Here is a 233-nt window from a genome sequence, read left to right on the forward strand (position 1 = left end):
CTGCTGCTGTTCTTCGTCCTCGGCGTCGGCGCGCTGGTCTTCTCCGGCGTGCCGATCGCCTTCGCGTTCGGCCTGTCCACCTTCGCGTACATCACGCTGACCACCCACGCCCCCGCGATGGTGGTGGTCGGGCGCATGGACGAGGGCATGAGCCACCTGATCCTGCTCGCCGTGCCGCTGTTCGTGTTCCTCGGCCTGCTCATCGAGATGACCGGCATGGCCCGCGCCATGGT

At 67.8% G+C, this 233-nt stretch carries 1 protein-coding gene; it reads left to right on the top strand.

Features of this window, described 5'->3' with window-relative positions:
* Nucleotides 1-233: TRAP transporter large permease subunit (locus MKK82_RS21180; RefSeq protein ID WP_243986788.1), on the top strand; the 233-nt coding region annotated here is incomplete at both ends.

Source organism: Methylobacterium sp. E-046, from assembly GCF_022829625.1.
GTDB lineage: Bacteria > Pseudomonadota > Alphaproteobacteria > Rhizobiales > Beijerinckiaceae > Methylobacterium > Methylobacterium longum.